General features: G+C 46.1%; 14 protein-coding genes. 2 read left to right on the plus strand and 12 right to left on the minus strand.

Annotated elements, in window-relative coordinates; genetic code table 11:
• Nucleotides 1-16: 16 nt before the first annotated feature.
• Nucleotides 17-3,754 (plus strand): DUF4838 domain-containing protein, encoded by a 3,738-nt coding sequence (locus J2Z66_RS15945; RefSeq protein WP_209972440.1) that lies wholly within the window; start codon nt 17-19, stop codon nt 3,752-3,754.
• 860 nt (nt 3,755-4,614) lie between these two features.
• Here J2Z66_RS15945 and J2Z66_RS15950 read toward each other — a convergent pair.
• Nucleotides 4,615-6,909: a helix-turn-helix domain-containing protein gene (locus J2Z66_RS15950; protein ID WP_209972441.1), complete on the minus strand. Its 2,295-nt coding sequence runs from the start codon at nt 6,907-6,909 to the stop codon at nt 4,615-4,617.
• 53 nt (nt 6,910-6,962) lie between these two features.
• Nucleotides 6,963-9,104, minus strand: coding sequence for a beta-galactosidase trimerization domain-containing protein (locus J2Z66_RS15955; RefSeq protein ID WP_209972442.1), 2,142 nt, complete (start codon nt 9,102-9,104; stop codon nt 6,963-6,965).
• A 189-nt stretch (nt 9,105-9,293) separates the two neighbouring features.
• Between J2Z66_RS15955 and J2Z66_RS15960 the strand changes: the two genes are divergently transcribed.
• A complete protein-coding gene (locus J2Z66_RS15960) occupies nt 9,294-9,782 on the plus strand; it encodes an S-layer homology domain-containing protein (RefSeq protein WP_209972443.1) in 489 nt (162 codons plus the stop codon).
• 137 nt (nt 9,783-9,919) lie between these two features.
• On the opposite strand, the gene J2Z66_RS15965 is transcribed toward J2Z66_RS15960, so the two are convergent.
• The 10 genes from J2Z66_RS15965 to J2Z66_RS16010 all read right to left on the minus strand — a co-directional run bounded on the left by J2Z66_RS15965 (nt 9,920) and on the right by J2Z66_RS16010 (nt 24,244).
• Nucleotides 9,920-11,203 (minus strand): chymotrypsin family serine protease, encoded by a 1,284-nt coding sequence (locus tag J2Z66_RS15965; protein WP_209972444.1) that lies wholly within the window; start codon nt 11,201-11,203, stop codon nt 9,920-9,922.
• 313 nt (nt 11,204-11,516) lie between these two features.
• Nucleotides 11,517-11,861: a hypothetical protein gene (locus J2Z66_RS15970; protein ID WP_209972445.1), complete on the minus strand. Its 345-nt coding sequence runs from the start codon at nt 11,859-11,861 to the stop codon at nt 11,517-11,519.
• Between the two features lie 208 nt (nt 11,862-12,069).
• Complete coding sequence (locus J2Z66_RS15975) at nt 12,070-12,264, minus strand: hypothetical protein (RefSeq protein ID WP_209972446.1); 195 nt, start codon at nt 12,262-12,264, stop codon at nt 12,070-12,072.
• A 304-nt stretch (nt 12,265-12,568) separates the two neighbouring features.
• The gene (locus J2Z66_RS15980; protein WP_209972447.1) at nt 12,569-17,626 is read right to left on the minus strand and encodes a DUF4838 domain-containing protein; all 5,058 of its coding nucleotides are present in this window, start codon (nt 17,624-17,626) and stop codon (nt 12,569-12,571) included.
• 65 nt (nt 17,627-17,691) lie between these two features.
• Nucleotides 17,692-18,498, minus strand: coding sequence for an HpcH/HpaI aldolase family protein (locus J2Z66_RS15985; protein ID WP_209972448.1), 807 nt, complete (start codon nt 18,496-18,498; stop codon nt 17,692-17,694).
• 90 nt (nt 18,499-18,588) lie between these two features.
• A complete protein-coding gene (locus tag J2Z66_RS15990) occupies nt 18,589-19,593 on the minus strand; it encodes a sialidase family protein (protein ID WP_209972449.1) in 1,005 nt (334 codons plus the stop codon).
• Between the two features lie 2 nt (nt 19,594-19,595).
• The gene (locus tag J2Z66_RS15995) at nt 19,596-21,203 is read right to left on the minus strand and encodes a type 2 periplasmic-binding domain-containing protein (RefSeq protein ID WP_209972450.1); all 1,608 of its coding nucleotides are present in this window, start codon (nt 21,201-21,203) and stop codon (nt 19,596-19,598) included.
• Nucleotides 21,204-21,251: 48 nt separating this feature from the next.
• The gene (locus J2Z66_RS43440; RefSeq protein WP_209972451.1) at nt 21,252-22,115 is read right to left on the minus strand and encodes a carbohydrate ABC transporter permease; all 864 of its coding nucleotides are present in this window, start codon (nt 22,113-22,115) and stop codon (nt 21,252-21,254) included.
• Complete coding sequence (locus tag J2Z66_RS16005) at nt 22,109-22,999, minus strand: ABC transporter permease (protein WP_245375595.1); 891 nt, start codon at nt 22,997-22,999, stop codon at nt 22,109-22,111. The genes J2Z66_RS43440 and J2Z66_RS16005 overlap by 7 nt, the downstream gene beginning before the upstream one ends.
• Before the next feature lie 189 nt (nt 23,000-23,188).
• Nucleotides 23,189-24,244 carry a GntR family transcriptional regulator gene (locus J2Z66_RS16010; protein WP_209972452.1) on the minus strand — a complete coding sequence of 352 codons (1,056 nt, stop codon included), beginning with the start codon at nt 24,242-24,244 and terminating at the stop codon, nt 23,189-23,191.
• Nucleotides 24,245-24,371: the final 127 nt, after the last annotated feature.

The following is a 24,371-nucleotide window of genomic DNA, read 5'->3' on the forward strand; positions in this document are numbered from 1 at the left end:
AATTGGAGGCGCTCAAGTGATTAGAAAATCAATAGCCGGTATTTTGTCTCTCGTGCTCATGATTACCGTCTTTCCTGGTTTCACGTTTGCTGAAAATAATTTGACTGCTGGAGGCAATGTAATACTGGCCAACAATGGCAGCGCCCTATACCAGGTGTTCGTCCATTCGGACGCAGACAGCATGGAGCAGCATGCGGCTGAAGAGCTGACCGATTATTTGACACAGGTTACCGGCGCACCGTTTCAACTAACGGCGGACACCGCTCCGCCCAATGACCCTGTGGTGCTTGTCGGCAGGAATGCACTGACAGAAAGCCTGGTTCCTGAGCTGGCCGGGAATACGTTAGGCGATGACGGCTTTGTCATTCGCAAGATCAATCAGAACATCATCATCGCAGGCAGCCATTCACGCGGCACCATGTACGGAGTTAATTACTTTTTGGATAATTACGTGGGTGTAAAATGGTTTGCTCCTGAATATACCTACGTGCCTGATACATCCATACTAGAAGTAACGGTTGATGATGATATTCAGATTCCGCGCTTTGAATACCGCGAAATGTATGTCAGCGACGGCAACAACGAGCAGTACCGTGCGCATAATCTGCTCAATGGCAAATATGCAGACCGCTACAACCATGTACCTCAGTCGGAACCGGGACTTAACAGCTGGTCCCAGTATTGGCCGGACGAAGTACACAATTTTTACAGCATCGTACCTCAGACTCAATATCATAACGGCCGGCAGCTGTTGGCTATGGACGAGAATGTCCGTCAAATTGCGGCGGATAAATTAATCGACAAAATAAATCAGCGTATCAGCGAGGGCAAGGACGCGTCTTACGGATTCAGCCAGGAGGACGACATCTGGATCCCGGATCCGGCCAGTCAGGCGTTTGCGGATCAGCATGGCGGCTCATTGGCAGCTCCAACCTTTGATCTGTTAAATGATGTTGCCCAGAGAGTAAGCGCCGTCATTCCAGGAGCAAGAATTGGAACGCTGGCTTATATGTTCAGTTTGGAAGCGCCTACAAATATGGCCATCGAAGACAACATCGTGATCACCTTCGCCCCCATTTTCAAGGATCACGGACGTGCAATCAACAGCACCCAAAACCAGTTCTACAAAGACAATATTGACAAATGGGCGGCTATCTCGGATAACCTGATCCTGTGGGACTATCTCACCGATTATAATGGAGGCGGCTATCTGATGCCTTATCCGGTTCTGAACGCAATGGGCCAAACGCTTCAATACATTGCCCAGTTCCCGGCATTCAAAGGCTATTTCGGCCAGCAAATGCAAAATATATACGCTCCGGGCGAAACCGGCTTCGCTTACCTGCGTGCCTGGGTGGCTGCCAAGCTTCTGTGGAATCCGAATCAGGATTATCAGCAGCTGATCAATGAGTTTGTGCAAGGCTATTATGGCGATGCTGCTCCGTACATCAGCAGTTACCTGAACTCGCTGGAGCAGGCGTATGCACAGAGCGATTCCGTACTGACTATTTCCACACCCATCACTTCATCCTTCCTGAACTTTGATTTGATGTATCAGGCAGACGGCTTGTTTGAGCAGGCTGCTGCTGCCGTCGCTGGTAATCCGTTATTCCTGGATCATGTACAAAAGGCCCGTGTGGAAGTGGATTATGTCACTTTGATGCGCCGTGTGGAGTTTATGAAAGAGGCGGAAGATAGAAACATTACATGGAATTATGATTTTGAGAACCGTTTTGACCGTTTCAAAGCCAATACCGCGAATGTGGTGGATTACAAGGCCAACACCAATATAGAATTGCTGTATGAATGGATTGAGGTGGGACGGACAGTTCCAACCATCCCCGATTTTGTGCAAAGTCTGCCCGCTTCGGACTGGGTAGACTTCCAGGATAACGCAATGCGTCTGCATACGCCGGTCGGTACGAAAATCGTGCAGGATGCTAAAGCTTCCGACAACGCTGCCGTCAGAGTGACAGGCAATACGAATACCTGGGCGATTCAAATTCCAGATACGACCCTTCCGCGCACTGGGAAGTGGAAGCTGTATGCGAACGTCCGGATCGACCCCGGAACGGGTTCTCCAAGTGACAAAGCCTTTGATTTCGGCATCTATCCGCCGATGGAAGATACGGCTTGGAAAGATTATGCCGAGTTCGCGGACGGGGAATACCACTTTGTGGAATTCCCGTGGGTGTATGAATACGATTCTGCTATCGATGATCACCTGGTCTGGCTGGCGCCACCGAATTCCAATGCCATTGAATACTTATACGTGGACAGGATCATTGCCGTCAGGCAGGTACCGCCGGACAAGACGGCCTTGGAGTCCTTAATCACTTTGGCGCAAGCCCGTTTGACGGACACGACGGAGGGCGATGATCCGGGTCAATATCCGGCTGCTGCAAGAACCTTACTGCAGGCTGCTATAACAGCAGCAGCGTCTGTGGCAAGTGATGCCGAAGCGAAAGCATTACAGGTTACAGAAGCAACCAGCGATTTGCAAGCGGCAGTGGATGCATATGATGCTGCAGAAGTGCCTGAAGCAGATAAAACAGCCTTGTTAGCGTTAATTGCTTCGGCTCAAAGCCGTTTGACAGCAACAGTGGAAGGCAGCGCTGCCGGTCAATTCCCTGCTAATGCGCGTACCTCGCTGCTTAATGCAATCACAGCTGCACAGACCATCGCAGATAATACCAACGCCTTGCAAGGAGTCGTGGATGCTGAAGTGAGCACCTTGCAAAACGCGCTCAGCACATATAACTCAGCGGAAATTCAGCCCTCCTCCCCTGGTCCGAATAGTTATACTTATGTAAGCCAATCCGATAATGTTGATCTAAAGGAATTGACAGTTGTTATTGATGACAAGCCATTTGAGCTAACGCCTGCTTTTACTACCAAGACGACCAGCTACAAGCTTGAAACCGAAGCTGCTGAGCTGGAGCTTAGGAGCAAGGCCTCCCATTCGCTAGCCAAAATTATCATTACGAAGCAAGGAAAATTAATAGATACTAGCACGAAGCTCAGCCTTCAGGAAGGCGATAATGTGTTTGAAATCGGGGTAAAAGCGGAAAATGGCGCTACGCGAACTTATACCTTAACGATCCACCGTAAAAAGCTCGCAACAAAGCCTGATCCTGATAAACCAGTCGTCCAGCCTGACCCATCCGTTGTCTCTCTCAGCGATCTTGCTGGGCATTGGGCAGAAGCCGACATTCAAGAGGCGTTAGCCCAGAAGCTCATTAGCGGCTATCCCGATCATACCTTCAGGCCGGACCAAGCAACAACCCGGGCCGAATTTATCGTGATGCTAATCCACGCACTCAAGCCTGACAGTGATGGAAGCAGCAAACCTTTATCGTTTACAGACCGGGCAAAAATCGGCGCATGGGCAGAACAAGAGGTAGCCCAAGCCGTAGCCTTGGGTCTAGTGGCGGGATACGAGGACGGCAGCTTCCGGCCGGATGCGTATATCACACGCGCGGAGATCGCCACAACGATTGCGAAGGCGCTCAGCCTGAGTTTGAATGTGAATGTGAATGGCGAAGCGGGATTTTCTGAAGAATTTGCTGAAGGATCTGCAGAAAAATTTACAGATGATAAGGACATTCCAGTGTGGGCTAGAACTGCTGTTGAAGCACTTCGCAAACAGGGGATGATCAGCGGACGTGAAGGCAACCGTTTTGAACCTCATGCCAAAGCAACCAGAGCCGAATCCGTGGCCCTGCTGCTGCGAGTTCTTAAAACGGTGGAGTAATTTCTATAGAGTAGTAGATTCTTAGCTGAAAAAAGAACCACATAAAAAAGCCGAACCGGGGTAAAACCAACGGTTCGGCTTTTTTGACTGGGAGAGCTTTGTTCCAATGTTGTCAGGCTAGCTAAATATGCAAGCAGAATATGGGTGGCTTTTCGACTACATTTTGCTGCTTTGGCCACGCCTAAGCAATTGTGGATGGCTTTTCAGCTACTTACGCTGCTTCGGCCACTCGCAAGCAGAATGTGAGTGGTTTTTCACCTACATTCTCCCACTTCAGATTGGGTCCGCCTCCTCCGAGTGGAGCGCCTGCTGCACTTAACGATGATTTTCATCGCTAAAGCAAGTGTTTTCAGGTCAATCAGCCACTTTAATGATGATTTTCATCGTTAAAAGAGGATGGATGACCTCTCTGGGTGATAATTAGGGACTTTACCGATGTTTTTCATTCTTAACTACCGTATTTGCAGACGGTCGCGCCTTTTAGCGATGAAAAACATCGTTAAAACAGCAGGCACTGGGGATGAGAAATAGGATGAAGAGGGGCTTTTCTCCCCTTCTTCCCTTCTTCCTCCCCAGTGCCTGCACCTGCCAGGAAATCCCCTCCTGCAAGGAAGAAAACCCTTGCCGGTTGTCCGTTTGAGTTTGACTTGTTCGGTACTTTATAGCTGCGAGAGGAAATGGGTGTGGGCGGAAAAGCGATAGCGCCCGCCTTTAAAGATTTGTTCCACCCTTTACATTTCATTCAAGGAACAAATCTTTAACAGCGGTTGGAGCCCACACCCATTTCCTCCCCATGCACCCAGGTAAACGAACACGCTCATCAAAGGACGCCTCAAGGCGTCCCTCTTACTTCTTACTTCTTACTTCATGTTTTCGCGATATTGCCCCGGCGTCATGCCCATCATTTTTTTGAAGTAGCGAATAAAGTTTTGCGGGTTGTTGTAATTTAGCTGCTGGGCAATGTCGGCAATCGTCAACTCGGTATGCTCCAGCAATTGCTTGGACGCCTCAAAACGATACTGTGCCAAGTATTCGCTGAAATTCATGCCTATGCCTTTTCGAAACACTCTGCGCAAATAATCAGGATTAAATTTCAACTGGTCGGCGCATGTTTCCAAAGTTAAATCAGTCTTGTACTGCTCATGGATTATGGCAATCATGCTTTCCGCAATATTCATGTACGGCTGCGGCTTCAAGCCGCCTAACCGGTATTGAATTAACGGCTGCAGGACGCAGGCCTCGAACCAGGCCTCGATTTCCTCCATAGCATTGAGTTCAAACAACTGCTCAAATACGGACTTGTTATTTTTCTGCAGCAGCTGCAGGGCTTCTCCCGGATGGAGGGAATCCGTAATTAAATTGACCAGTAAACGAACCAGATAAAGCTGGCATTCCCTGAATTTAATGTTTTGATCGAGTAAGTAATGGCTGATCCTGCGCAGTGTTTCTTTCGCTTTAGGCATGTTGCTTTCATGTACGGCAAGGATCAGATCCTTCTCTACCTTTTTCGGATATACAAACAAGGGATTTTTATCAGAAAATAAATCTTCATGAAAGAGCAGCGATTCGCGATCCAGCAGGTTTCTGCTTTTTAATGCTTCGAGTGCTTCGTTATAGGCCAGTGATAATTTCCCCATATGTGTATGGCTGCGGCTTACTCCGATGTTAATGTTCAGCTCCAAATACTTTTTGATCGCCTCTTGGATAAGATCGGCCAATGAAGTTAAATACGAGCGGAATTCTTGCTCGCTTTCCTGATTGCCGCTGACAATCGTAGCATGATAAGAGCCAATAATGACAGGGTCGATCCGCTGATCCGCAGGAATCATTTCACTGATCACATTGCTCACCGCAAACATCATAATATCCAAGTCACTATCCTTATAGCGGGATTGCCCCCAATTGCTGATCTGGATGGCGATGACGGCGATATGTTTGGCCTTTGTATTCATTCCATAGTAGGTCATTCTTTGTTCGGATTCCGCAGGATCTGTCTCCCCAATAAGCAGCTTGAACACATACAGCTCCCGCAGCTTCTCTACTTGGCCGACAATTTGCCGGTTCATATGTCCAGACGTGTCTATCAGGCTTTCAATTCGCTCACCAATAAACTGAAATTCATCATAGCTTTTTTTATCGCTTCCTGATTGGAGAGCCACCTTTTCATATAACCGCCGAATCGGCCGATAAGCCCTTCTGTTCATCATAATCGACAAGATCAATGTAAGGATTAAAATGACAAAAGAAAGCAAATAAGTAACTTTGCGAATCTGCGTGGCATCTTTGGTAATTTCCTCTAATGAATATATAGAGAAATAGTACCAGCCATTATAAGATGATTGTCTGACCATGGCATAATACTGGCTGTTAATTTGAATTTTGGCTTCTCCCGTATCATTCACAGCCGCCTTCACACTCTCACGGAAACCAGCAGGCAATTGATCATCAGATAAAAGGGTCGATCCCCCGTCAACCAGGATGTTGAAGTCCTTATCCATGATCAGCTGTACATGATCTACACCACTGAGGTTCACCCTTTTTTCCAATTCAAACCGTGGAATCTGCACAACCAATAAGCCTGTTGGGACGGGAGCGTTAAGCGGCGTTTTTTTCACAAGAAAAATAAAAGGGAGACCCTGGGCATCAACAGCCGACTCGGCGATTTTAGCTTGCACGGTTGCTTCGGCTGCTGTCCAGAAAGAGCTTCGTTCATTGTCCATAAAATCCAACAGCTGTGTATACATCAGATGCTGGTCCAGCAAAGTTACTCCGCGATTTTCAATAACCCAGTTATGAGTCAGGTTGACGAAAAAGACATTATCGATGCCCATATCCAGGCTTTGCAAGCGGCGAAGCTGAACCGATAAGGCATTAAAGGTTTGGAAATGAGTGCTGGCGTAATTCAGCTCAAAAGCATTTTGCAGCAAATTAGAATTAGCAACCAATGTAAGCGAGTAATCGATGGTTGTGAACAACTGCTCTATACGCAATACGGTCTCCGACAAAAGCTGAAATTTACTCTGATCAACCTTCCTTTGAATATGATCGGAGAAATAATAATGAAAATAGCTCCCGAACGAAACAATCGGAATGATCCCCACGAAAACACTGATAATCATCAGCTTTATAAAAAATTTTGGCGTTCTCAATTTCATACCTACACCCCGATACATAGGAAGACCATCAGTTCATGACTAATTTCCAGCTTCTATTCGCTCTGTTCAATAACAACTGCCGCATGGATGTCCACGCGAGGTACTGTAACGCTAATGCTATCTTTTTCCTGGGTAAAGGACAGCTCTTCTCCCCCTGGTATCAGGTACACCCGCTTGGCTGAAGCCTGGATCTGGACCTCAATATTCGTAACAAGTGCAACCTCTTCTATAAATGACTTCGACCCCGCCGCCTTATCCTCACGAACATTAATGAGATGTACAATAATCCGCGAAGCTTGATCCGGGGTTTGGGCTTGGCCCATCACGTTCACCTCTACAGACAGTGGTGCTTTAACGCGAAGTCTGGGCTGCTGATTCAATTCATGAAGGCAATTTAAATAAAAATTACGCAGCCACGGTGAGCCGGTTTGCCAATAGGAAGCTTCGATCGGCCCCGCTATATACAGGCTTTTTCCTTTGCCGAACGAATGGGCCACTACAGCAGGATATGGAGCTTCATTCGCTGGATGGGCATGCTGATGATATACGTGACGATGCACTTTGGCCTCAACCGCGGGATTCATACTTCCAGATAAAATAACGGCTTGCGGGTTCGCTGTTACGTTCAACCTGCTTTGGCTTTGCTCCTTGAGCAGGATCGGCAGGTCCGGGAGGTTCTGCTTGATGCCAGCCTCGATCGGATATAAGTAGGATGTGCTGTATACAGAAAAATCGATGAAATCAACCCCAAACAGGTCGGATAATCCGAAATTCGGTTTTTGCACGCCCTGCTCTCCATATAGCGAGGTCCGGCTTGAGGCCAGTAAACAGCCGCCATTTCGCACATACTCCCGAATGCAGGCTTCAACTGCCTCACTTAAATAAGCTTGATCCGGAACAATCAGCACTTCATAGAGGTGAATAGCTTCGATAAGTTTATGTTCATCGATAAGATCAAAATGAATATGTCCTTCAGTTAAAATCCGATGGATGCCCTGCAGATGAGCAGCATCAGGACTCTCTGCAAGAGCAGAGGCTTCCAGCATGCGCTTGTTCTCAATCGAATGGAGCACGGCTACCATAGGCACGCTCTTTGCTTTCAACAGCCAAGGCTCCAATTCCTTGACCAGATCATTCGCTTCGCCTATCGCCTGCATGACGGCTTGTGAAACCTGTCCTTTTAATAGGCCAGAAGGATACGCCACGTGCCCGAAGCTGATGGAACCGCCGTTAGCCACAGCAATCGCTGCAGTCGTCTTGAGCGTAGCAGCAGGTGCAACGGTCCATTCCCCCCAGCTGCCCATCTCACTTGGCATCATCAATTCGAATGGTTTATCGAAAGATCGCTTCCACCTAGCCAACAAGCTGCCATACATATAATGGGGAGGGTGAAATTCGGATGTGAAGTAATCCGCATTCTCATCTGCCTCTATTTGCCCGAATCTTGGGTCGCCCGCATGGTTCCAGCCGATGAGATAGGCAGGATTGATCGCTTTCAGTTGGCTAACTGCATCGCGCAAAAAGTGATGTCTGATTTCCCGCTGGAACGTTTGCCATTGCCTTAATGGTTCCGTACCGGGTTCAGGAGAAACGGGCATTACGCGCCCAAATCTCGCACGATACCATCTTTGGCAATATTCACAGTGACAGCTGCCTTCCCACACATAGGAAATATCAAAGAAAAATCCCGCCACCTCATAATTCCGGGCGATCTCAGCAAGCTGTCCATATACATAATCGCGATAAGGCGAGTTCATACAGAGAATATCGTAATAATCAAAGGCTTCAGTCACAGGCTGCCCGTCTGCTGTACGCTGCCGATAATCCGGATTTTCCTTGGCTACGTGACTATTCAGGCCTACATTATAGTAGGCGATAATGTCGATTCCATGCTTCTTAGCTTCTACTGCGGCTTCCGCAAGCAAGTCGCCTTGCAGCCTCCTGTTTTTATGGCCTATTTTTGTATCAAAATAGCTGTTGCCGAACGCATCCTTGGTCATAAAGGTGATGGTTTGGATGCCCGCCTTCGCCGCTGCGGCGAAATACGCGCTTGTATCCATTTCAACTTCGGGTACGGCTTCACCTGCATGGAAATCAAATAATCCTCGACGAAAGGTTTTGCCATAAAGATTATTTAAGTTATCGGGTTTATTACTGGGTTTATTACTGGGTTTATTACTGGGTTTATTTTCCATATTAAAAAATCCTTTCGTTTGCAAAATTACTTGCTGTTTATCGCTTTTCTGATACGCTTTCATAATTAATTCGACACGCGGGAGCGAGTTCCTAGCTGTGGCTAATAATATTCATTGGTGCTTATTGCCAGCAAAATGATAATATCTGCTATGTACGTCTCCTGTATATAATCTGTAACGTACCATTTTATGGGTCGCGACTTCTCCAGTCGTATCAACGATTTAAAGCAGCTAATAATCATTTCAGGACTTCTGAAAAACTTCAACATAGCACCCAGAGCGAGCGCGATATTTGCGAATGTCGACGATAACGCCTGGTTCGCAGAAGCATTCATTAACGCTCATTACAACGGGATTGAAATGCCTGCTGACATTGACCCTAATAAAGTGATGACCAGAGAAGAGTTCACCCACTACTTGGTTTCCGCATTCGAAACGATTGGACAGAAGCCTATGGTGAAAATTGCTCCTGTTCCAATCACGGATGAAGCGGACATTAACCCTGAATATCAAGGCAGCATCCAGCGCTCATTGTTATGGAAAATCAACTCGATTAGAGGAGATGAGAAATTCAACCCGAAGAGCGAAATCACTCGGGAAGAAGCTGCAATCATGCTCTTTAACGCCATTGAATATCTGGAAGCTTACCAGAAATCAGCGGAAACTGCGCCGGAATAAACGTATGCATAAAAAAGAACGCAAAGGTGGATTACATCCGCTATGCGTTCTTTTACTTCTATATAATTCATTAACATTTCAACAAGTTCATACACTCTAGTGATTTGATATGAATTATGTAGGTCATATTCTATGGATTAAGGTGAGGTAATAACATTACTTATTCCCAACGTAGATTTAATATTATTAATTGCAGAAATAATTGTATGGGAGCTATTTCCAGCAACAGCAAGTCCAGCAGCTAGTATATTGTAGGGAGAGGTAGTTGGAACAATAAAGGCTGGACCTCCACTGTCTCCATGCTGAATTCCAACATCTGCTTTAATTTGACTATAGCTCACATCCCCTGGACCAAATATAATATCACAACTAACACAAAGAATGTTTCCATATTTAAGATCAGAAATCATACCTTCATATGCAATCAATTGTCCAATCGTTAAACTAGTTGAACTTACTTCCCCCTTGACCGGATCATCAGAATATATTTTACCAGAAACATTACTATAGGGAATAAACGCTGCATCTGCATTGCTATTTTCGCCAGACCATCTAGTTGGCTTAGCTAACCTGTTTGAAGTGCTAAAGGTTTGTACCTCAGGTTGCCAAGCATACTCACTTAAACTAAAGCAATGTCCAGCTGTTAATATTCCAACTACATTGCTATTGTCTTTGACCGCAAAACCAGAAGTACAAGCTTTATTAAAGGTAAAAACATCCTTTTCAAGTTTAACACCCGCAATCAATGGTCGGTGGTTATCAGTCCGGCTCATTCGTTCATAACTCTCTCCAGTTTCAAAAATCACATAATCCTCCCCAATAATTTCCTTTATCTTCAAAATATCGTTTGTGGGAGTCTCTTTTGTTATTGTAACCTTAACTTTATTATCCTTTGGTGAAAGCCCACTGCTAACAAGTTTCAAATTTTTTATAATAGGATCTTTTGAATTTTTCAAAGTATCACTGAATAAATCAGCTTTTTTCTGAAGTTCTTTTTCAGTATATTCTGCTAAGAAGAATTCAATCTTCTCTTTATCTGAAAAACTCTGTAAAATAGTTTCTTGAATTAGAACATTACTATCCGTGAAACCTATGTGCAACACTCCAGTCTTAGTGTCAATGTACCTCCCTGCATAGGTGGGGTAATTTTCTAAATTAAGTCCCGATACCTCTGATGCTAATGTTTGTCTTGAAGAAAGTATTGCAACTTCCTCATTTGTTAGTTCCACACCATAGATTTCTTTTGATTTGTTGATCTCACTATCAAGATTTGCTTTGTTCAATGTACCAGTATCAACTGATAAGCCAAATCTATTTCTGAATTCTACGTCATTTTGATCGGTTATATTATCTGCTGATACGTTGAGAAAGTAAATAAAAACAAATAGAAAAATGATAGATGACGAAATGACTTTTTTCATTTTAATAATTCCTCCTAAAATTTAATATAAAAAAGATATTATTCCAATATTTTACTTTAAAATTTAATTTATGTCAATCCAAAATTATAATTATTTGGTATTATTTGTTTGATTAGTATAAACAAGACCACAAAGACGAATACTATCTCTTTTACACCATATCCCCCTTCTCTTCCTGGCTCCTACAAACATAAGCCCCAAAAAGCCAGTCAGAAAGGGGATATCTCCCTTAAGTTTTAATTCCTTAAAAATTGCCTTACAATATTTTCATTTGATATATGTGACATCAGTGAGAAGCTATTTTGTTCATCTATCACCGACATTTCAGCTTATCAGACATCCACCTTATAAACACCGCAGCCACCCGTTGATCCCAAAGCGTACCGTCGATTGCTGTAGCAGAATACGGATGATTAATCATGTTCTCTTTTAATGCCGTTAAACAATAAATGCCCCACCGATCGATATGACGGAAATAGTCATACATCCCGATAATAAACCCCACATGCCTCCGCCACCTTACGATGGACGTTATACACCCGCTGAAAGTTCGCCGGATTATACGCCGGTATAAACACGGGTTCCCGCCATTTAAGGCAATAATCACAATGACAGCTTGCGGATTATGCTCTCGAACCCAGTTTACTAATCCTGTCATCGCGACATAAATATCCTCGCTGCTACAGCTGTTTGGTAATTAGCAGCGGCTAATCCCCGCCACAAGTCATACTCTCCCGTGGTTTTTGACGGACAGAGTGGCGATATGCTGTTCAACATACTGTTTCCAAGCGGTGAAATTATATAGTTAAAACCGAGTTCAAGAGCCGTCTCGGTCCAAAATGACACTGCGGTACATATTTTTACCTTCACGCGAGATTTGCCAGGCGTCGTGTATATGCTGTGGAGAATACCGTTTCCACCAAGGTCTGGTTCGTCGTCTCCCTTATTTTTGTTTCAATAATTTCCGTAGAGCGGAAATAAAATAAGCTGATGATCACGATCAAAGGCATTACGACCAGCAGCGAGTAAATAACAACCATTTTACATTTTATACCGCTCATGCGAAAACGCCTCCGTATCCGCACATCATTCTTTTTCCATCTATTAAGTATTTCGACGAAGCGGTATTGAAATTCATTATGGCAATAGGAAGCGAATCATACGATCCGCTCCCTGCAGCTTACAAGTCGTACGGTGCAGTGTATGGTGTGTAGTGTATCGTCGCTTAGTAGCATTATGCAATCGGCCAAGTGTCGATCTTACAACTGCCCGTAGTCAATCGATGCCGTTTAGTCGGGGACCGTCCGAATCCAAACGCTCCATTTCCACCGTGCCTTAGACGCTTTAAATCCTATTAAAGAATTTTTACTGTCTGACTAGTATAAACCGATCGACATATAGATTTTGGATGGCGGTTGAGTCGGGCGGCACTAGCCATGCAAAGTGATCGGATAACGCTTCCGCGTCGTACTGATAAATTTCGGGGAACTCTACCCAATGATATTCACCGTCCGCCACTTGTGCGTAATCCATCAAAGCTGAACTGGCCATCGTTGGATGGTAGATACCGTATCTAAAAGCTGTGTCTCCTGCTGAACCGGTGCCCGGATCAATGCGGACACTCGCGTACAGCTTCCAATGGCCTTCGTTCGGAAGATTCAGACTGGGTAATTGAATCGCCCAGGCATTTGTACTGCCAGTCACTTTAACCGCTACAGTATCAGAAGCCTTCGGGTCTCGCGCAATCTCAGCAGGCGAGTACAACTGTAAAGCATCATCCTGATATTCTTTCCAGTCCGATTCAGGCAAATCTGCCACAAAGTCAGGGATAGTCGAAATTTTAACGGCTATGATCCGATCAACATATAAATTTTGGATAGCAGTTGAGTTAGGCGGCGCGATCCAGGCAAGGTGGTCATCTGACTCCTCTTCCGGGTCATACTGATACGTCCCGGGGAATTCTACCCAATGATATTCGCCGTCCGCCATTTGTGCGTAATCCATCGTAGCTGAGGTGGCGAGCGTCGGGTGATAGATCCCGAACTTGAACGCAGTGTCACCTGCCGTACCCGTACCTGGATCAATACGGACATTTGCGTACAACTTCCATTTCCCTTCGTTTGGCAGGCTCTGATTGGGTAATTGAATCGCCCATGCGTTCGTGCTGCCTGTTACTCTTGCCGCCTTGTGATTCGAAGCCCTCGCGTCAGGTACGACCAGCGTTCCTGCAGAGGAAGATAAATGTAAGGCATCATCCTGATATTCTTTCCAGTCCGATTCAGGCAAAGCTGCCACAAAGTCAGGGATAGTCGAATTTTTGACCGCTACGATCCGGTCGACATATAAATTTTGGATAGCCGTTGAGTTCGGCGGTGCCAGCCAAGCAAAGTGATCTGACTCTTGTTCCGGGTCATACTGATACGTTCCGGGGAATTCTACCCAATGATATTCGCCGTCCGCCATTTGTGCGTAATCCATCGCAGCTGAGGTTGCAAGCGCCGGGTGATAGATCCCGAACTTAAGCGCAGTGTCGCCGGCTGTACCCGTTCCTGGATCAATACGGACATTTGCGTACAACTTCCATTGGCCTTCGTTTGGCAGGCTCTGATTGGGCAATTGAATCGCCCAGGCGTTCGTGCTGCCTGTCACTTTAGCTGCTGCGTGATCCGAAGCCTTCAGGTCTTGTGCGATCCCCGTTCCTACAGGTGAGGATAACTGCAACACATCATCCTGATACTCTCTCCAGTCTGATTCAGGCAAGTTCGCCACAAAGTCCGGTGCTGCTGGTACGGTCCGCTGAAATTTGACGGCTATGATCTGATCGACGTATAAATTTTGGATGACGGTTGAGTCTGTTGGTGCCAGCCAAGCGAAGTGATCGGATATATCTTCCGGGTCATATTCATAAAGTCCGGGTAAAGCTACCCAGTGGTATTCGCCATCCGCTACTTGTGCGTAGTCCATCGATGCTGATACACCCTTCGTTGGGTGTGAGATACCGTATCTGAATGCGGTGTCGCCTGCTGTCCCGGTGCCCGGATCAATACGGACATTGGCATACAGGGTCCACTTCCCTTCACGAGGAAGATTCAAATTGGGCAATTGAATGGCCCATGCATTCGTGCTGCCTGTTACTCTGGCTGCTGCGCTATCCGAAGCCTTCGGATCTTGCACCATCTTCGTGCCAACAGGCGAGTATAATTGTAATGCATAATCCTGATACTCTCTCCAATCCGCTTTAGGCAAATCGGCTACAAAATCCGGTGTTGCCGAAACAGTTCGCTCAAAAATCTGATCATAAAGCGATTCCATCGTTCCATTGATCTTATAATGTTTAATGCCCGCCGTAAATTCCTTGAATCTTGTAAAACGGTTGTTGAAATCCAGGTTCCAAGCAATATTGCGCGCTTGTGCCTCCTTCATATAGTCGGCTCCACGCATCAAAATAACGTAATCCACCTCGACACGGGTCCTTTGTACATGATTCAGAAAATCGGGGGAATCTGCCACCGCAGCTTCTGCTTGAGCAAACCATTTATCGGCCTGGCGCATAACGTCAAAGGACAGGTAAGAGGACTCAAGTGATGTAGAGGTGCTAAGCAGAGAATCACTTTGTTCGAAGGCCTCATGCAGCAATTCAATATATTGGCTGATATACGGAGCAGCATCTCCATAGTAACCCGCGACAAACTGTTCAATTAACTGGCGGTAATCCTGATTCGGGTTCCATAACAGGCGGGCCCCAATCCATGCACGCAGGTCGTTAAGACCAGTGCTCGCCGGAGCAGTAATGCCATGCATATGCTGACCAAAGTAGCCTTTGAAGGCTGGGTATTGAGCCAGGGACTGAATCGTCTCGCTCATCGCATAAAGACTCGGATAGGGCGTTAAATATCCCCCGCTGCCATAGTTGATCAAATAATCCCAAATAATAATGTTTTGTGATATATCCGCCCATTCTTTTGCGTTATCTCCAGAAAACTGATTTTCCGGATCAAAAATTGGACGGCCATGATTTTTAAAAATAGGAGCGAAGGTAATGACCACGTTATCAGGGATGGTAACATTCGTAGGTGCCTTTTCTGTAAACATATAAGCAAGCGTACCAATACGTGCTTCAGGAATTTCAGCCTTTACCCGCGCCGCAACATCACTGACCATATCAAAGATAGGGGCTGCCAATGTTCCTCCATGCTGCTCTGCAAAAGACTTACTGTCTGCATCTGCATACCATACAGGTTCATCTTGCTGGCTGAACCCATAGGAAGCATTTTTCCCCTCATTTTTTCTTTGATTGATCAAATCAATCAGGTTGGTTGCAGCAATTTCACGAACATTTTCGTCCATTGCTAACAGCTGCCCGCCGTTGTGGTATTCGGTTTGCGGTACGATTTCATGGAAATTGTGTACATCGGACGGCCAAAAATCGGACCAGCTGTCCAACCATGGCTCAGATTGCGGAATACGGCCGTAATGATCTCTATATTTGCCGTTCAGCAGGTTATGAGCCCTGTATAGCTCATTGTTGCCATCGTTGACATACATTTCACGGTATTCGTAACGTGGCACTTGAATATCTTTGTTTATGTCTAGCTGCAAAGTGGTATGACTGGGAACAAATGTATAGATCGGAGAATACCATTTGACTCCAACGTAATCATCGAGGAAATAATTCACCCCGTACATCGTTCCGCGTGAATGACTGCCGGCAATAACAATATACTGCTGCTCCTTCTGGATGACAAAACCGTCTTCTCCAAGCGATTCATCAGTCAATTCAGGCACAAGACTATCCGTCAAGGTGTTTCTGCCTACAAGCACGACAGGACCGCTAGGCGGGTTGGCACTTTCTGTCAATTGGAAAGTGGCCCCGGTCACCTCATTCAAATAGTTGACTAATTCTTCGGCCGCATGCTTCTCCATGATATTTGCATCACTGTGAACAAAGACTTTATATAGCGCTTGCCCATCATTGGCAAGTCTCACGGCTGACCCGCCTTCTCCGCCATTTCCGTTATCTCCCCCGGTTCCTGGCGAGAAAAAAGAATGGGTACCTTCTTTACCTGCACCTTCCATCAACAAGGGCTGTTTTTCAAAAGTTGTTCCTCTCGCCTTGTCAGAGAGTGTCGCTTTTTCAATCACACCTCCGCCAAGTACTTTGATGATCGCATCAATACTCATTGCAAGGATGCGGGCTTCCACACCGATATCTAATTTCAAGTTAGTTGCTTGCCCGGCAGCTATGAATTCATGTATAACTCCTTGCTGAAACTCAACTACAATACCTTTTGCGGCAATATGGACTTTGTCAAAATAACCGCGCAGCGTGATTTGGGAGCCTTCCGCAATCGTCTCATGCAGCTTCACCTGACTGATACCTGCAGCGTTATCAGGAGAACCCGATTGTTCGATAATCGCAGGCGTTTTCAGAAGGACCTCGGCTATCTTAGTCGTTCCCTCAACAACAATCCGCACCGTTCCCTGCTTCTTATCCACGATGACAGTAGCTAGCACGCTATTTTTCACGTGTATACTGTTCTTTCCCCCGCCTTGAACAGTGGTTGTTCCAAGAACTGTTACATTGTGAAGGTACACGTCCCCTTCTTCAATGCCTTTGGCCAATATTACATTTCCGGCGATCCTCATGTTCTGCAAGGTGACACCGGCAGCGTTTACAATGACATTGCCGCTAACATATCGGATGCCGCTGCCAGGTCCATATGTTCCTGCCTGGCTGAACTCAAGAGCCGTATCGGACTTCAGTGCCCGATCGAGCACAACCAGCAGCTCCGCTCGGGTGATGGCGGCTTGCGGACGGAATTGTCCGTCCCCATAACCTTCCACCAATTTTGCCGCTGCAGCAGCCGCCACCGCTCCTTTGCTCCACTCAGGAAGCTTCTCGTCATCCGCAAATATAACGGCAGAAGCGCTCTCCCCATCGGCATTCAATCCCAGCAAGCGGACAAGAAGGACGGCCGCCTCCTGCCTGCTGATTTCCCGTTTCGTACCAATCGTCCCATCGAGATAGCCTTCTATGTAACCGGCTTGAACTGCTTTTGCCACTTCGTCATACGCCCAATCGGACGCGGGAAGATCAGCAAAGTCGACGGACGCTTTGTCATGATATCCGAAAGACCGATTGATGAGCGCGATGGCTTCTCCCCGATTTATCGGGCGATCCGGTTGGAATGTGCCATCGGGATAACCCTCCACGTAACCGCTCTCCACCCAGGCTTGAATGGTTTCCTTCGCCCAATGATTCTTCACATCCGACAACATAGCCAGGGATGAAAGGGGATTGTTCGATTCGGCGGCTGCCGCTCCGGTTACCGGTACGATGAACGAACCGAATGTAGAATAAATAAGACAACACATGATAAACAGCAGAATGACTTTCTTGCTTTGCTTACTCACCAAGCTCATAGCGCACCTCCTGAGTTATAACAAGTTTCTAATATTTTGTATAAATAGTAAATATTATAAACGGACTAAACAGTTGCCGCGTTTCCTGAAAGGACTGTGAAATTGTGAATGGCAGCCGCATAGGTATTGCGCAGCGCATGGACGTCCGCGCCGATATTCAGGAAGCGATAGCCCTCGGCGATAATATTTTCGATCATGTCCGGCGTTGTAATCGTTCCCGGAAACTTCCCGTTTCTAATGGCACATTCGGCCACCTTTTGTCTGGCTTCTACGATTCTCGGATGGTTGATTTGCCCCGGAATGCCATATGCCTGCGACAAGTCCGCAGGACCAAAAAAAATAATGTCGATCCCTTCTACGGCACAGATCTCCTCAATGGCTTCAACGCCTTCGGGATTTTCGATTTGCACGATAACCACTTTCTCTGTATTGGAGTACGACATATATGCAGCCGTGTCGATCGCGCAATATTTGCCGTCAGCATTGCCGCCGTCCCAAGCTCTTTGTCCCAATGGGTAAAAGCGGGTGTTTCGTACGATTTCCTCGGCTTCCTTGCCTGACCTGACATGAGGGATCATGATGCCGGTCGCATCCAGCTCTAACGGTTTAATGTAATCGCTATAGCTTCCCTTTTCAATTCTGACGATCAGATCGCAATCATAAAGCTTGGCTACTACGCTTTGCCTTTCGATAAGCTCCCAATCGCTTGCCGTATGCTCTCTGCACACCCATGTGCTGTCAATGCCGGACATTGCGGCAATCTCGAACGCCGCTTGGTTGGATACGTTTAACTTTAGGCAATTAACGAGCTGATTGCTGCGTAGTTTCCTTAGAATGACGCTTTTCTTTAAGTATTTGTTTGCTTTCTCCACGTTGGCACCTACCCGATTTATTCTGGACGTACATCCGGAACCTGCGCGAAACTGAGCGGGTTCCGGTCTCGAACCATTTGACAACTGCATTCACTCAAAAACTTCGTCAAACCTCCATTTAACTTGCCCGACAAAATACCGCTCATGGAAAGGCACACCGCTAGCGTAGTAGTGGGTTACGATCTCCCCGTTATCCAATTGAACGCTGGTCGGATAACCCCCGTCCTTCAAGTCTCCAAAACTGCAAATTGCTCTAACTCTACTCCAGCTTTTCCCAGCGTCCACACTACTACTAACACCAATACCCCAAAGCCCTTGGATGCGTATGCCGCATGTCATAAGCAATTGACCGTTATCGAGCTTCATTACATGTGCAGGAAGAATCCCTGGAGATGTGATTTGCTGGTCAAATCGCCAGGTTTGACCTCCATCATCGGTTATGAATTGATCCAGACGATCACAGGCGTTTTCTCGGCTTATAGCAATGCCATGTTCCTTATCGTGGAACCATAGCGCAGTCTCATGGTGATTATTACCGGAAATCAATCCATGCCGTGTCCATGAGAATCCGTCGTCATCGCTGAAGATGACGTACGATCGGGTATACTCCATATCCTTGGTTACTGTATAGCAGGCACAAGCTAACGTATTGCCTCCAATTCTGATCATATCTCCATATGGAACCAGCACATGGTCGTCACCCGGCACTGTATATTCAAGCGGTGACACCTTGAAAGTCTGACCGTTATCTGCCGAGCGGCAAATGACAGCGGGAAGCCTGTTGCACTCGGTGTACTCCGGAACGGCCTCCCCCTTAGCCGGCCGGCGGTCCCAACCGCCGACCATGACGATGAAATCACCGTTTGAAGCGATACCGCATGCGACGTTCATCCGGTTGCAAGCCGGGTCATGCAGCACAGGAGTTCCATGATAGTTCCAAGTCACACCTTCGTCGTCACTTCTATAGCAGTCCACTTCCGCTTCAGCCTCACCATGACTGGGGTGGTTGAACACAACGCTGATCAAGGATCCATCCGGCATCCGGGTCAGATTGGGCCACCCGCATACGTTATCAATGACAATTGTTTTATTCATGATTACTTGCTCTCCTTATATAAAGATTCGAATTTGGCAAGAATTTCGCGTAAACCCGATTTGTTAACACTTTCCACATAGCTGTCCCATGTTGCGTCGATATCCACTTTTCCGGTAATGGCATTGATATAATATTCGTCGACAATCTTGACAACATCTGTCTCCTTCTTCTCTTGCACCTCATTAATATTGCTTACTGCAAAATCCATGCCGTTAAAAACTTTCGGCTGTTCCAGCCCTTGGCTATGAACAAGCTCGTCACGTTCGTTCATGGTGTTCTTCATCCAATCCATCGTAATCGGCATAAGGCTGAATGTCTGAGCAATACCGGCTTTGTTAATTTTTTCGATGTTCAGATCCGGAGAAATTTTTAGCTTGCCATTTGCATCAGCTGTGTAATCCGCACCCTCAGTACCGAAATAAACTTGCTTGTACAGTTCCCAGTCGGAGGCAAGTGTTTCTTTAATCTCCATCATCTTGGCCACAACCTCATCCGAAGCGTCTTTACCGAAATAAATCGCGCCATCTCCATTTAGCGTAGGAAAGTCGATATAAGATCCTTTGTTTCCATCCGGGCCTTTGAATGGTTGCAGGAATTCGAATTGTGCAGCACTATTTTTCATTTCAAGCATAGTCAAAACGCCATTCTCACCTCTTGTAGAATCCATCCAGAATGCATTGTCGGCCAAAATGCCAAACTTGCCCTCACTCCACTTGTTGCGCTGCTGCGTGCGATCGTCAGTGACGAATTCAGGATCAATGTAGCCTGCCTTATACCATTTTTGAATCAGCTTCAGCGCTTCTTTATATTGCGGCAAAATGCTTGTATAGGTGATGCTGCCATTTTGTTGCGTGTACGTCTTTGGCATTAACCCGTACGCGCCCCATACGTAGTTGAAGTGATAGCGCTGGCCGCCATGAATGCCGTACGTATCCTTTTTGTTGTTGCCATCCGGATCGTCTTCTGTAAATGCCTTAAGTAAGGCTTCGAACTCCTCCAGATTTTCCGGCTGTTTTTCAATTCCTAATTTATTCATCCAGTCTTTTCGAGCGATCATAATGCCGCTTTCCATGAGCGGACCGTGAGTGAAAGGAATCGAGTATAGCTTGCCTTTGTACGGTATCAACGTCTTAACCAGTTCCGGATCGCCAACAAGGCTTTCTATCTTCTGCATCCATACCGGCATGTTCTTATACAACTGCTCCGTACTGATTTCTCTAAACAAACCTTGATCGACTAGAGCCGTGTAACTGCCGCCGAACGCCATAATGACATCCGCAGTTTCGCCTTGCGCCCAGTACAGGTTGAACTTCTCCGGTTGGGAAGCATCGACGGGAAGTACCTCAAATTTAACATTAAACCGTTCCTCAAGCAGTTTTTGCGTTTTCGTTCCATCGAGAGGCATCATGCCGCTGGCAGGATAGGCAATAATGGAAATCTTCAAAGGCTCCTTGTTTTCTTCTGAACTGGATGAAGGCGGGTTGGAAGCTTCAGGCGGAGTGCTGCTTGTGTTTCCTCCCCCGCTGCATGCCGATAGAAGAATAATAAAAGCTAATGCGAAAACAAATCCGCGAATATGCTTTTTGTACCTATTTGTTTTCAAAGACATCGGAAATAAAACCTCCAATAATTTAATTATTCTAAATATTCCGATAATTCAACCTTTAACGGAGCCGACCATGATGCCTTTTGTAAAATGTTTCTGCAGAAACGGATAAACGCAAAGAATAGGTGCGATAGCGACAATGATCGTTGCAGATTTAATCGTTTCACTTGTCGTTGAGGCTAACGTAGACTGCAGAATACTTGACTCCGATTGGGTATCGATCAAAAGACGTCGCAGGACGAGTTGCAGGACAACGTCCGCCTCCTTGCTCGTGTAAATCAAAGCGTCGAACCATGCATTCCAATGGGACACTGCCGTCCAGATCGTCAATACGGATATAATTGGCATTGAAATCGGAAACATCACTAAAAATACAATTTTGAACGGAGATGCACCGTCAACCAATGCAGCTTCTTCTATTTCATGGCTGATCGAGGCAATGAAATTTCTTGTGATGATCAGATTCCATGCCGATGTGAGCATCGGAAGAATGAGCGCCAGCTTTGTACCGACAAGTCCATAGCTTTTCATTACCAGAAAGGTGGGAATCAGTCCGCCTGAGAAAAACATCGTAACCACAATAAAAAAGGTGATGCCCCTTACAAATGGAAGTTTCCTCCTCGAAAGCGCATAAGCTGCACAATAAGTAACCGCAATCGTCAGTGTTGTTCCGACAACCGTACGCAGCAGCGTATTCCCGTAACCTACATAAATGCTGCTTGTCGAAAACACCGTTTTATAGGAATCTAACGAGAACTCTAACGGGATAAACTTTAATCCGACGCTAGTCGCATATCCGGAACCCGAAAACGATAATACAAGCGTCTGCCAGAAAGGATAAAAGAAAACCAGCGCGGCAATCGACATGACAAGGTAAATCAAGCCGTCGAAGATGCTCCATGTTCGCTTTACCACAATCTATACTCCCCCTCTCTGATTCGGCCGGTGACGACATTGGCCAAAATGACGAGAATGAAGCCCACGACATTTTTGAACAACCCGACAGCAGTCGTATAGTCATAATCGAGGTTAACCAGTCCGATCCGGTAAACGTAAGTATCGATAATATCGGCAACTTTATACACCGAAGGGTTATACAGATTAAAAATTTGGTCGAAGCCGGCATGCATAATTCCGCCAAGCTGAAAAATGAACAGGATGACAACGGTTGGTAGAATGGAGGGGAGCGTTATTCTGAATGCCATCTGCCACCTTGTCGCGCCATCGATTGAAGCCGATTCATACTGGTCCGGATTGATCCCGGCAATCGCAGCCAAATAAATGATACTCCCCCAGCCGACGGACTGCCAAATATCGGAAACAATTAGCACACCGCGGAAGTGATCGTTACTGGACAGAAAATAGATGGGTTCGAAGCCGAGCAGCTTGATAAAATAGTTGACAACCCCCCGCGTCGGTGAAAGCAGCTCCATAATGATGCCTCCCAGTACGACCCAGGAGATAAAATGCGGTAAGTAAGAGATCGTTTGTACAAAGCGCTTGAATCTGACATTTCGCAGCTCGTTGAGCAGCAGGGCGAAAATGATCGGCGAAACAAAAACAAAGGCAATTCGGTAAAAACTGATGATCAGCGTATTTCCTAAGACTTCATAGAAAGAAGCACTGCCGAACAAACGCCTGAAATGCTCAAGCCCTACCCATTCACTGCCAAATATACCTTTAGCGTAAGAAAAATCTTTAAATGCCAATATAACGCCTGCCATAGGAACATAGTGAAAAAATACAAAAAATAGCAGAGCAGGAAGCAGAAGAATATAATAATGTCTATATTTCCACATCTCCTTAGCCGTCCTTCTTCTTCTGAGAACTATCCCGCTGGAAGTGAAGTGCTGCATAGACGACTCTTTTCCCGAAAAAAAATGCATAGTAAACTCCTTTCTTGAAGAATACACAGGATGTGACAGTGAAACTCTGTGTTTAACACGTTTGGACACTAAGCTGTGTGCTTGCTCACCCCCTTCAAACAATCATGTTTCCCGAATGACCAGGTCAGGTATGAAGTTTTTCTCGATCTTATCCGCAGTCCCCCCTCTTTCTAGTCTGTCGATCATGGTGTGTATAGCATTTACGCCGATTTTTTCCACGGGAAATCGTACAGATGTAAGCGGCGGCGAAAAATAATGCGAGACGACATCGTTGATGCCGACGATAGACAATTCCGAAGGAATATGTTTGCGGCTGCTCCGGATAATTCCTTGCAGCGAGCACAAAGTGTGGTCTGGTCCTATGACTGCATCCACTTTAGGGAGAATAGTCATCAGCTTGCTGCTAATCGTCTCGATATTGTCATCGTACTCCAGAATATACTCAGGATTCACATCGATATTATGCTTGCGGCAAACCGTCTCCAATCCGTGAAGCTCTTCATCCACAAATTTCTGGCTGTCGTGTTTGATCAGGCAAATCTTCTTTTTTTCTATGGAGGCCAGATAGGTAACCGCTTTCTGAATGCCCTTGTCTAAATCCATAGAGAAGAAGTCGGCGTGAACACCTTCAATTTTTCGAATAATAAAGACCAAAGGTACGGTATCGCCAAGCAGGCGGTTCAAAAATTCGGCATCACTTGATTTAGGGGTGTAAAATTTAGGCGGGATTGCGATGATTCCCTTGACTCCGCTCTCGATCAAGGTTTCAATTTTCCTTTCGAACACTTTGTAGTTTTGAGTCGTGTCATGCAGAGAGAGAAAATATCCGCTGCGGATATTTTTCTGGATTTGTGCGAGAATCTCGGTTTCGACTCTAAATGGAGAGACTGTATCGAAAAATAGAACAGCTATTTGCTTCTGTTCCTCTTTCATTTCCTGTACAAACGAACCCTTCCCCGGCTCGGTAATAATAAGTCCCTCATTGGCTAGCGTAGCCAGCACGTTGACGACAGTGCTCTTATTCACATTGTAAGCGGCGGAAAGATCCCTGACTGAGGGAAGTTTATCGCCTTTCGAGTATTTATTGCTTTCTAATTCGCGCTTCAACAGTTCATGCAAATGCTTAGCCTTGTTGGCGTTAGCGGAACCCTCTTTCACAATCAATCACCTCTGGCATCTTTCTGTACGGTACAGTTTATATTTGAAAACTCAACTGTACCGTACACAGAATATATCATGCGTATTATTTCATTGTCAACAGTAAATTCTCATAACAAAACAAGTG

The sequence above is a fragment of the Paenibacillus eucommiae genome (assembly GCF_017874215.1).
Taxonomy (GTDB): Bacteria; Bacillota; Bacilli; order Paenibacillales; family NBRC-103111; genus Paenibacillus_AI; species Paenibacillus_AI eucommiae.